Annotated in this window: 10 protein-coding genes and 1 pseudogene; 6 read left to right on the top strand and 5 right to left on the bottom strand. The window is 69.2% G+C overall.

Translation table 11 applies throughout. From position 1 onward, the window contains the following. Both NQ160_RS08940 and NQ160_RS08935 read right to left on the bottom strand, forming a co-directional pair. Positions 1–244, bottom strand: a pseudogene (locus NQ160_RS08940) (SAM-dependent methyltransferase); the annotation flags it as partial. Further along, the gene (locus tag NQ160_RS08935) at positions 241–1,506 is read right to left on the bottom strand and encodes a DUF4921 family protein (protein WP_374113643.1); all 1,266 of its coding nucleotides are present in this window, start codon (positions 1,504–1,506) and stop codon (positions 241–243) included. The gene NQ160_RS08935 and the pseudogene NQ160_RS08940, both read right to left, overlap by 4 nt. 99 nt (positions 1,507–1,605) lie before the next feature. Here NQ160_RS08935 and NQ160_RS08930 point away from each other — a divergent pair, with 99 nt between their 5' ends. Beyond that, positions 1,606–1,995, top strand: a complete 390-nt coding sequence (locus NQ160_RS08930; protein WP_257514874.1) for a DoxX family protein — start codon at positions 1,606–1,608, stop codon at positions 1,993–1,995. A 40-nt stretch (positions 1,996–2,035) separates the two neighbouring features. On the opposite strand, the gene NQ160_RS08925 is transcribed toward NQ160_RS08930, so the two are convergent. Genes NQ160_RS08925 through NQ160_RS08915 form a run of 3 tightly spaced genes read right to left on the bottom strand, consistent with a single transcriptional unit; the run spans position 2,036 to position 4,499 of the window. Continuing rightward, positions 2,036–2,905 (bottom strand): NYN domain-containing protein, encoded by an 870-nt coding sequence (locus NQ160_RS08925; RefSeq protein ID WP_257514501.1) that lies wholly within the window; start codon positions 2,903–2,905, stop codon positions 2,036–2,038. A gap of 2 nt (positions 2,906–2,907) precedes the next feature. Further along, positions 2,908–3,891, bottom strand: a complete 984-nt coding sequence (locus NQ160_RS08920) for a Gfo/Idh/MocA family protein (protein ID WP_257514873.1) — start codon at positions 3,889–3,891, stop codon at positions 2,908–2,910. Next, positions 3,888–4,499, bottom strand: coding sequence for a hypothetical protein (locus NQ160_RS08915; RefSeq protein WP_257514872.1), 612 nt, complete (start codon positions 4,497–4,499; stop codon positions 3,888–3,890). The genes NQ160_RS08920 and NQ160_RS08915 overlap by 4 nt, the downstream gene beginning before the upstream one ends. A gap of 249 nt (positions 4,500–4,748) precedes the next feature. Here NQ160_RS08915 and NQ160_RS08910 point away from each other — a divergent pair, with 249 nt between their 5' ends. The 5 genes from NQ160_RS08910 to NQ160_RS08890 form a co-directional block, all read left to right on the top strand. Beyond that, positions 4,749–5,765 (top strand): LacI family DNA-binding transcriptional regulator, encoded by a 1,017-nt coding sequence (locus NQ160_RS08910; protein WP_257514878.1) that lies wholly within the window; start codon positions 4,749–4,751, stop codon positions 5,763–5,765. Positions 5,766–5,937: 172 nt separating this feature from the next. Then, a complete protein-coding gene (locus NQ160_RS08905) occupies positions 5,938–6,639 on the top strand; it encodes an L-ribulose-5-phosphate 4-epimerase (RefSeq protein WP_257514877.1) in 702 nt (233 codons plus the stop codon). Between the two features lie 69 nt (positions 6,640–6,708). Continuing rightward, positions 6,709–7,836 (top strand): multiple monosaccharide ABC transporter substrate-binding protein, encoded by a 1,128-nt coding sequence (chvE, locus tag NQ160_RS08900; protein WP_308211464.1) that lies wholly within the window; start codon positions 6,709–6,711, stop codon positions 7,834–7,836. Between the two features lie 79 nt (positions 7,837–7,915). Beyond that, positions 7,916–9,442, top strand: a complete 1,527-nt coding sequence (gene mmsA, locus NQ160_RS08895) for a multiple monosaccharide ABC transporter ATP-binding protein (protein WP_257514871.1) — start codon at positions 7,916–7,918, stop codon at positions 9,440–9,442. 22 nt (positions 9,443–9,464) lie between these two features. Then, on the top strand, positions 9,465–10,524 hold a 1,060-nt coding region (locus NQ160_RS08890; RefSeq protein WP_257514870.1), incomplete at its 3' end, for an ABC transporter permease subunit.

Genomic DNA, 10,524 nt, shown 5'->3' with positions numbered 1-10,524 from the left:
TGGCGGCCAGCGCCCGCTCACCGGTGATGAGGTCCTGGTGCACGCGGATGCCGGTGGCCCCGGCATCCGCCGCTCCCAGCGCCAGAGCACCGTACGCGTCGTTGATGACGACGATGGTGCCATCAGCGAGCCCGGCACGTGTCGAGGCCGATTCATCCAGCAGCAGCCGGTCGGCGGCGTCGGAAGCGGTCAGCCCGGCCGCTTCGACATCGGGCCAGCGGCGCAGCGCAGCGAGGTCGATCATGCGTCCTCGGCGTAGCGCAGGTGCACGTCAGCAGGTGTGCACTCGTCTCCGATGCGGATGCCGGGGGCGAGCCTTCCCGCCTCACGCAGCCGCGTCAGCTCGGCGACGGCGCGTGCACGCAGCTGCCACGGGTCGATGGTGTTCACGTAGATCTTGGTGCCGCCTTCGAATCCGGCCGGGTTGGAGATGCGCCACTTCAGCACGACGCGCCACGGCATGGGCCACGGGGCCCCCGGCGGGCGGTAGTGCCACTCCTCGTTGGTGGGGACGTGCTCGCCGGTCGCCGCGTGCAGGGCGTGCACGAGGTCGGACACCGCGCGCACCTCGCCTGCGGTGTGCTCGTGGGGCAGGTTCGCCGCCGCGGTGGAGTAGACCTCGAACGCCGGGTAGCGGTGCCCCACGCCGGCGAAGGCGACGGCACCGTCGGTCGCCGCCACCAGCAGCCCGTGCTGCACCGACATGTCGACGATGGCGTGCTGGTACAGGCCGCGGTCGGAGGCGAGCATGCGCAGCTCCCGGTCCAGCTGCGGACCGGGCTCGTCGATCGCGACGAGCTGCTTGTGCAGGTGCTCGAACGACGCGCCGGCGGGCCGCAGCCAGTTCTGGAAGACAGCCACGTACGCCGCGTGGGGCTGTGCCCGCGCGATGTCGCTGAGGCTGCGCACGGTGAACGCGGTGTAGGCGCCGTGCTCGTCGGGGGTCAGCCGTCCCGCGGAGGCGAGCTGGTCGTCGGTGCGGGCGCCGTCGACGACGTGGCGGCGTGCCACGACGACGTCGTGCGATCCGCCGACGAGGTCCAGCGCCGCCTCCTCCAGGCTCTGGGGCACGCCCGAGGCCTGCTCCCGCACCTGTGCGAGCCTGCGGATGTGCTCGTGGCCCACGGGGTCGGCGAGGTACTCCTGCGCCCACCGCACCACCTCGGACGGCTGGCGGAACCCGTGGTTCTCTCGCCAGTACTCCGCCGAGACGATCTCGAAGAGGTTGCCGAAGCGGCGGAACTCCGCGACGGTGTCCGACAGTGCGCTGGCGGGGACGCGCCGCAGCTCCGTGAAGTCGGGACCGACGAGGCGTGCCTTCTCCGGCGTCGTGTCGAGGTAGCGCTCCTGGCAGAACGCGCACAGGCGGCGTTCCTGCCCCGGAGCGAGCCGGGCGGCGTCCGCACGGGGCGTGAAGAGGGGTCGACTGGCGCGGCCCGGCACGGTCCACACGCGGGTGCCGGTGAGGGGGCCCACCTGCTTGACGGTGCCGTCAGGCATCCGCATCAGCGGCGGGCTCTGCAGGGCATCGCTCACCCCCTCAGCCTACCGAGGACCGGTGTCAACCCGTCGGCGGCCCGCCCCGCGGTCTGATTCACTCCGCTCATGAGAAGTGTCGCGCGGTGGTTGCTGGCCGGGTTCATGCTCTTCGCCGGACTCAGTCATCTGTTCTGGGGTCGTCGCGAATTCCAGGCGCAGGTGCCGGATTGGACCACGCGGGTCGTGCCGATCGACAAGGACGGCGTGGTCGTGGCATCCGGGGTGGTCGAAGCGGCCTTCGGGGTGGCGCTGATCGCGCTGCCGAAGGAGCGCCGTCGCATCGGTGTCGCGCTGGCGGCGTTCTTCGCAGCGGTGTTCCCCGGGAACATCGCCCAGTACACCGACCATCGCGACGGCTTCGGCCTCGACAGCGACGCGAAGCGCCTGGCGCGGCTGTTCTTCCAGCCGCTGCTCGTCGCGTGGGCGCTGTGGTCGACGTCACCTGCGGGTCGGTAGCACCCGCGCGCTCGGAAGCTCAGTCGCGCGGCCGTCTGCGTCAGCGTGCGTCGGCGTGGAAGCGCACCTGCCGGGTGTTGCCCTCTTCGCGCAGGTCGACGACCTTGGGGTGGTCGCGCAGGAAGTCGGTGAACGTCTTGTGGCCGAGCTCCTTCTCATTGAAGGACGGGTCCATGCGGCGCATGAGGTCCTTGACCGCCGAGGCGTTGACCCACTCATCGTCGGTGCGCACGCCCTCCAGTCGCAGCGCCCGCTCGAGCAGCTCGGTGGACGGGTCGACGACGCGCTTGCGTGCGCGGGCACGCGCCGGCGCGGCATCCTTCTTCTCCTCCGGCGTCTCGGGACGGGTCACGCCGGGAAGGGAGTCGTAGGAGTCGAACTGGTCGCACGCCGCCGCGAGCGACTTCGCCGTCGATCCCGCCACGCCCACGCCCACCACGATGCGGCCGAGCCGCTTGCAGCGCTGGGCGAGCGGCACGTAGTCGCTGTCGCCGCCCACGATGACCACGTGCGTCAGGTCGGGCAGTCGGAACATGTCTTCGACGGCGTCGACCGCCAGGCGGATGTCGGCGCCGTTCTTGGCGTATGCGGCCGCCGGGAAGAGCTGCACGAGGTCGACGGCGCGGGCGACGAGCTGCGCCCGGTACTCCGCGTTGACCGGCATGGACCAGTCGGCGTAGGCGCGGGTGAGCACGAGTGTGCCGAAGGATGCCGCGTAGTCGATGATCGCGCCCACGTTGATGGTCGCGGCGGCGAGGCGCTCGGCGACTTCGGGGTCGTTGATGTCGGCCGCGATCTTCTGGCGGTCGCGGGAGTAGGCGTTGCGACCGTGGACGCGGTCGTACCAACTCATGACGATGTTGTCGAAGTCGAGGTAGACCGCGACGCGTGCCGGCTGCGGATCAGCCATGTTCATGCCTCCTGGGGGTAGCGCACACCGATCTGCGCGCGGATGTCATCGAGGGTGCCCATGATCGCGACGCTCTCGTCGAGGGGCAGCTCGTCGCTGTCGGTGCGTCCCTCGGCGATGAGGCGCTCGGCGGCCAGGGCCTGGTACTGCATGCCGCGCCCGTCGATGTCGGAGACAAACTCCTCCCGCACGGTGCCGTCGGGGGACGTCAGGCGGAAGGTGGTCGGGGCATACCAGGTGCGGTCGATGTCGATGCGCCCCTCGGTGCCCACGACGTGCGCGGTGTTGGGGCCGGCGGCGCGCGAAGACGACACCGTGCTGGAGACCGCGCCGCTGGCGTGGGTCATCACGGTGGCCACCTCGGCGTCGGCGCCGGTCTCGGCCAGGCGCGCAACGGCGCGCACGGATGTGGGCGCTCCCAGCACGTCCCAGACGAACGAGACGGGGTAGATGCCGAGGTCCAGCAGTGCGCCGCCACCGAGCTCGAGGGCGTTGAGGCGATGCGAGGGATCGGCGGTGATCTTCTGGGTGTGGTCGGCGAACACCGTGCGCACCTCGCCGACGGCGCCCTCGGCGATGAGCGTGCGGATGCGCACCATGTGGGGCAGGTAGCGCGTCCACATGGCCTCCATCGCGAGCAATCCGTTGCGACGCGCGGCGTCGCGCACGGCAACGGCCTCGGCGGCGGTGAGCGTGAACGGCTTCTCCACGAGCACGTGCTTGCCGGCATCGAGCATGGCGATGGCGTTCTCGGCATGGGCGGGATGCGGCGTGGCGATGTAGACGATGTCCACGTCGGGGTCGGCGGCGAGGTCGGCGTACCACCCGTGAGCCCGCGTGATGCCGAACTCGTCGGCGAAGCGCTGCGCGGATGCCGCCGTGCGCGATCCGACGGCGGCGACATCGAGGCCCGCGGTGCGCAGGTCGCTCGTGAAGGAGTGGGCGATCCCGCCCGTGGCGAGGATTCCCCAGCGAAGACCGGTCATTCTTCGAGCGTACCCGGCGCGGCACCCGTCGACCGGCGTGGGGGCTCGTCGGTGACGCCGAGGAGGAACGAGACGATCTGCACGGCACTGCCGGTGAGCAACGGGCCGCGGCCGAACCGCCAGCCATGGTCCACTGCCTGCACGGTGTGGCCGGCGATCGCAGCGCGGCGTGCGAACGGGGCGGTCGTGGAGGCGGAGAGGGCGACCGCGCCGGTGACGGCGGGACCCAGCTGCGGTGCGACCTTCGCGTCGCGCGCGAGCACCAGGTAGGCCCGCGTCGCGCGAGCGAGGTGCCGCCCGCCGCGGTGTCGCCCGCCCCGCACGCGCTCGGCGACGGTCGTGAGGGTGGCGGGGGTCGGTGCCGGGGCCGGGGTCGTGCCGGACCCGGTGCCGGTGGGTGGGGTGCTGGGTGCGGCATCGCTCTCGAGTCCGGCGGCGGCCAGGAAAGCGGAGGCGAGGGACGGTGCCCTCTCGGGGGCGCACTGACTGATCACACCCGCGGCGGCGGTCACGATGTCGGCGATCTGCCCGCGGCGGTCTCCCGAGACGGCGGATTCGTCTGCGCGCGGACGGTTGCTCAGCGGCAGGAAGCGTCCGAGATCCGACATGCGGGCAGTCTAGGCGCGACGCCCGCGGCGTGAGTGCCCGGGTTCGGTGGGCGCGCCGGGCCCGATGCGGGGCCGGGGAGGGGACCTCTGCGACGACCGAAGCCGGGAGGACGAGGGTGAGGGAGGGGAGGGCGAGGAGAGGGAGATGCGGGCCGGGGAGGGCGCGCGACAGCGCCGACGCGCAGGCCGGGCATAATGGGCGGAACCGATGTGACCGTGCACACGGACGTGCAGCGAGGACGGGCGGGGATGACCGACGACGCGATGGGGCGACGGCCCAGCATCCGCGATGTCGCGCGCCTGTCCGGGGTGTCGCATCAGACCGTGTCGCGGGTGCTCAACCACCACCCCAGCATCCGGCCCGAGACGCGTGAGCGGGTGCTCGCGGTCATGTCCGACCTGCAGTACAGCCCCAACCGTGCGGCGCGGGCACTGGTCACCAGCCGTTCCCAGACGATCGGCATCCTCGCCGCGTCCAGCAGCCAGTACGGACCCGCCTCGAGCATCGCGGCGATCGAGGCAGCGGCTCGCGCTCGCGGGTACTGGGTCTCCACCGCCAACATCGAACCCGGCGACCCGCAGTCCATCCCCGCGGGACTGTCGCACCTGATGGCCCAGTCGATCGAGGGCCTGGTCGTGATCGCGCCCCAGGTGCGGGTCTTCCGCGCGCTCGCCGCCCAGCGTCTGGACATCCCGTACGTCACGCTGCAGTCCACCGATCTCGACCCCGGCCACACGCTGTCCGTCGACCAGATCGCCGGCGCGAGACTGGCGACCCGGCATCTGATCGAGCGCGGCCACCGCGACATCTACCACATCGCCGGTCCCCAGGACTGGATCGAGGCCGAGGCCCGCATGCGCGGGTTCCTCGAGGAGATGAGCGACGCCGACATCCCCACGACGGCGCCGATCCTCGGGGACTGGACCGCGGAGTTCGGCTACTACGCGGGACGGGAGCTGCTGAGGGTGCGCGACTTCACCGCGATCTTCTCGTCGAACGACCAGATGGCGCTCGGGCTCATGCACGCGATCCGTGACGAGGGACTCGACGTGCCGGGCGACATCAGCATCGTGGGCTTCGACGACATTCCGGATGCCGCGCACTTCTGGCCGCCCCTGACCACCGTGCGGCAGGATTTCGCGGAACTCGGTCGCCGCTGTGTCGACCTGCTGCTGGGGGGCGCGGCGGCCGGTGCGACGGCCGGGGGCGCTATCGTGCCCGAGCTGGTCGTGCGTTCGTCCACCGCGTTGCGCCCTGCCCGGTGACGTCCGTTACCAAGCCGAGACTCACGACGGCTTGACACGCACCGGCGCGGAGTTGCTAGGGTTTCCGCGATGTGAACGGTCACATGACCGAATCCGAACAGTCACATCGTCCGACGGGCGAAGGAGCCGAACCGTGGGCACTGGCAGCGACGCCGAGCAGAAAGACCGCTACGTGACCGGTGTGAAGACCGAGGTCGCCGTCGCGCGTGTGCGCGCCGAGGTCGCGGCGCTGCACGCCGAGCTGGTGCGGTACGGCCTGGTCGTGTGGACCGGTGGGAACGTGTCCGGCCGCGTGCCGGGTGCTGACCTGTTCGTGATCAAGCCGTCGGGGGTGTCGTATGACGCTCTGGCGCCGGAGAACATGATCCTGTGCGACTTGGACGGGAACGTCGTCCCTGGCACCCCGGGCAGTGAGCGTTCCCCGTCGAGTGACACCGGCGCGCACGCGTATGTGTACCGGAACATGCCGCAGGTGGGCGGGGTGGTGCACACGCATTCGCCGTATGCGACGGCGTGGGCGGCGCGTGGGGAGGCGATTCCGTGTGTGATCACGGCGATGGCGGATGAGTTCGGTGGCGAGGTGCCGGTGGGGCCGTTCGCGATCATCGGTGACGATTCGATCGGCCGCGGGATCGTCGACACGCTCACCGGGCATCGGTCGCGGGCGGTGCTGATGCAGAACCACGGCCCGTTCACGATCGGTTCCAGCGCGAAGGATGCCGTCAAGGCGGCGGTGATGGTGGAAGACGTCGCCCGCACCGTGCATCTGGCCCGGCAGGGCGGGGAGCTCATCCCGATCCCACAGGATGCGATCGACCGGCTCTACGACAGGTACCAGAACGTCTACGGACAGACCACCGACGACCGCCGGTAGCCCTCACCCGGGGCAGCGGTCACGACATCTGAACACCAAGACAGTGCAGTCAGAAGGAAAGGAAACACAGTGAAGACGAAGAAGTTCTTCCTCGCCACGGCCACCCTGGCCGCCGGCGCCCTCGTGCTCTCGGGATGCTCCGGAAGCGGCGACGGCGGCGGGTCTGAAGGCGAGGGCGACGGCGGCCTGATCGGCGTCGCCATGCCCACCCAGAGCTCCGAACGGTGGATCCAGGACGGCAACGCCGTCAAGGAGGCGCTCGAGGCCGAGGGTTACACCGTCGACCTGCAGTACGCCGAAGACGACATCCCCACGCAGGTCTCGCAGATCGAGAACATGATCACCAAGGGCGCCGAGGCTCTCATCGTCGCCTCGATCGACGGCACGACGCTGTCCGAGGTGCTGCAGGATGCCGCCGACGCCGACATCCCGGTCATCGCCTACGACCGCCTCATCCGCGACACCGAGAACGTGGACTACTACGCCACGTTCGACAACTTCCTCGTGGGCCAGCAGCAGGCCCGCTCGGTGCTCAACGGCCTCGGCCTGACCGACCTCGAGGGTGAGCCGCTCGCGGACGCTCCCGCCGGTCCGTTCAACATCGAGCTGTTCGCCGGATCGCTCGACGACAACAACGCGTTCTTCTTCTGGGAGGGCGCGATGGAGGAGTTCCAGCCGCTGATCGACGACGGCGCCCTGGTCGTGAAGTCCGGTCAGACCGACATCGAGCAGGCCGCGACGCTGCGCTGGGACGGCGAGACCGCCCAGAGCCGCATGGAGAACATCCTCACCGCCGACTACTCCGACGGCACGCAGGTCGACGCGGTGCTCTCGCCCTACGACGGCATCTCGCGTGGCATCATCTCGGCCCTCACCGACGCCGGCTACAGCACGGGTGACGAGTGGCCGGTGATCTCCGGGCAGGACGCCGAGGTCGACTCGGTCAAGGCGATCCTCTCGGGTGAGCAGTACGCGACGATCTTCAAGGACACGCGCGAGCTGGCGAAGGTCGCCGCCGCGATGGCCGTCGCGCTGCTGAACGACGAGGAGCCGGAGGTCAACGACACCGAAACGTACGAGAACGGCGTCAAGGTCGTGCCCTCGTACCTGCTCGTTCCGGTGCCCGTGGTCAAGGACAACGTCGAGTCGGCCCTGGTCGACACCGGCTACTGGAGCGCCGAGGACCTCGGCCTGTAACACCCCGCGCCGGTGGCGGCGGCATCCGTGCCCGTCGCCATCGGCCGACCCCCTGTCCACCCCCGAGGAAGCGGGACACGTGACCGACAACATCCTGGAGATGCGCGACATCACCAAGACCTTTCCCGGCGTCAAGGCGCTCTCGCACGTCACCCTCGCGGTGAAGCGCGGAGAGGTCCATGCCATCTGCGGCGAGAACGGCGCCGGCAAGTCCACGCTCATGAAGGTGCTCTCCGGGGTGTACCCGCACGGCACGTACGACGGGGCGATCGTGTTCGAGGGCGAGGAGGTGTCCTTCAAGAGCCTCCGCGACAGCGAAGCCAAGGGCATCGTCATCATCCATCAGGAGCTCGCACTCAGCCCGCACCTGTCGATCGCCGAGAACATCTTCCTCGGCAACGAGCGCACCTCCCGTGGACTCATCGACTGGAACAAAACCAACTTCGACGCCGCCGCGCTTCTGCGACGTGTGGGCCTGCGCGACAACCCGACGACGAAGATCCGTCAGCTCGGCGTCGGCAAGCAGCAGCTGGTGGAGATCGCCAAGGCGCTGTCGAAGAAGGTGAAGCTGCTCATCCTCGATGAGCCGACCGCGGCGCTCAACGACGCCGACTCCGACCACCTGCTCGACCTGATCCTCAGCCTCAAGGACGAGGGGATCACGTCGATCATCATCAGCCACAAGCTCAACGAGATCAAAAAGGTCGCCGACGCCGTCACCGTCATCCGCGACGGCAAGACGATCGAGACGATCGCGAAGGCCGAGGTCACCGAGGACCGCATCATCAAGGACATGGTGGGCCGCGACCTCGAGCACCGCTATCCCGATCACGAGCCGCAGATCGGGGAGGAGCTGCTGCGTGTCGAGGACTGGACGGCGCACCACCCGCAGGACCCCAGTCGGGTCATGGTCGACAAGGTCTCGATCACCGTGCGGGCCGGCGAGATCGTCGGCATCGCCGGGCTCATGGGCGCCGGTCGCACCGAGTTCGCGATGAGCCTGTTCGGTCAGAGCTACGGCTCGCGCATCTCCGGGCGGGTGTTCATGCGCGGCCGTCAGATCAAGACCCGCAGCGTCGCCGAGGCGATCGACGCCGGCATCGCGTACGCCACCGAGGACCGCAAGACCTACGGGCTGAACCTCATCGAAGACATCAAACGCAACATCTCGATGGCGTCGCTGAAGAAGCTGGAGAAAGCCGGCCTTGTCAATGACAACGAGGAGTTCAAGGTCGCCAACGAGTACCGCACGAGCATGAACATCAAGGCACCGAGCGTGCTGGCGAAGACCGGAAAGCTCTCCGGCGGCAACCAGCAGAAGGTGGTGCTGTCGAAGTGGATCTATTCCGACCCCGACGTGCTCATCCTCGACGAGCCGACCCGCGGCATCGATGTCGGGGCGAAGTACGAGATATACACGATCATCAACAAGCTCGCCGCGGCCGGGAAGGGGATCATCGTCATCTCCTCCGAGCTGCCCGAGCTGCTGGGCATCACCGATCGCGTGTACGCGCTGTCCGAGGGCCGCATCACCGGGGAGCTGCCGGTCGACCAGGCCACCCCCGAATCCGTCCTCAAGCTCATGACCATGGAAAAGCCCCGCTGACGGGCGCGCAGGAGACACGATCATGTCCAACCAAACGCAGACGCCATCGACGCCCGCCGAGTCGCAGGCAGCCGGCGCACTCATCCAGCCCGCCGACAACAGGTTCACCCGGTGGCTGTCGACCGTGCTCACCGACCTCGGCAAGAACGGCATCTTCCTCGCGCTCATCGCGGTGGTCGTGCTGTTCACGATCCTGACCGACGGCATCCTGCTGCGCCCGCAGAACCTCTCCAACCTCGTCGTGCAGAACGGCTACATCCTGGTGCTGGCGATCGGCATGGTGATGGTCATCATCGCCGGCCACATCGACCTGTCGGTCGGGTCGGTCGCCGCCTTCATCGGCGCCGTCTCGGGCGTGCTGGCGGTGAAGATGGAGTACCCGTGGTGGCTCGCCATCGTGCTGTCGCTGCTCATCGGGGCACTCGTGGGCGCCTGGCAGGGATTCTGGATCGCCTACGTCGGCATCCCGGCGTTCATCGTCACCCTGGCCGGCATGCTCATCTTCCGCGGGCTCGCGCTCGTGGTGCTCGGAAACGCGAACATCGGCTCGTTCCCCACCGAGTACCGGGCAATGGGCAACGGCTTCCTCTCCGGCATCTTCGGTGAGAGCGACCCCGACGTGTTCACGCTGCTCGTCGGCGCCGTCGCGATCGGCGCGCTCGTGGTGCAGCAGCTGCGCACCCGTGCCGGACGGGCGAAGTACGGCCAGGAGGTCGAGCCGATCGTCTGGGTGGCGGTGAAGCTCCTCGCCTTCGCGCTCGTGATCGGGTTCTTCACGTGGGCGCTGGCGACGTACAAGGGCGTGCCGGTCACCCTCATCGTGCTGGCGGCGCTCGTGATGGTCTACGGCATCGTGATGAACCGCACCGTCTTCGGACGCCACATCTACGCCATCGGCGGCAACCGCCACGCGGCGGAGCTGTCGGGCATCAAGACGCGGCGCGTGGACTTCTGGCTGTTCGTCAACATGGGCTTCCTCGCGGCGCTGGCCGGCCTCATCTTCACCGCGCGACTGAACCTGGCGGGCCCCAAGGCCGGTGACGGGTTCGAGCTCGAGGCGATCTCGGCGGCCTTCATCGGCG

Source organism: Microbacterium sp. zg.Y909, from assembly GCF_024626565.1.
This window is presented reverse-complemented; position numbering and strand designations above follow the sequence as displayed.

Bases quoted from the DNA above. Each gene is read 5' to 3' on its own strand.
- NQ160_RS08935 (WP_374113643.1), bottom strand. From the start codon at position 1,506: ATGCGGATGCCTGACGGCACCGTCAAGCAGGTGGGCCCCCTCACCGGC.
- NQ160_RS08930 (WP_257514874.1), top strand. From the start codon at position 1,606: ATGAGAAGTGTCGCGCGGTGGTTGCTGGCCGGGTTCATGCTCTTCGCC.
- NQ160_RS08925 (WP_257514501.1), bottom strand. From the start codon at position 2,905: ATGGCTGATCCGCAGCCGGCACGCGTCGCGGTCTACCTCGACTTCGAC.
- NQ160_RS08920 (WP_257514873.1), bottom strand. From the start codon at position 3,891: ATGACCGGTCTTCGCTGGGGAATCCTCGCCACGGGCGGGATCGCCCAC.
- NQ160_RS08915 (WP_257514872.1), bottom strand. From the start codon at position 4,499: ATGTCGGATCTCGGACGCTTCCTGCCGCTGAGCAACCGTCCGCGCGCA.
- NQ160_RS08910 (WP_257514878.1), top strand. From the start codon at position 4,749: ATGACCGACGACGCGATGGGGCGACGGCCCAGCATCCGCGATGTCGCG.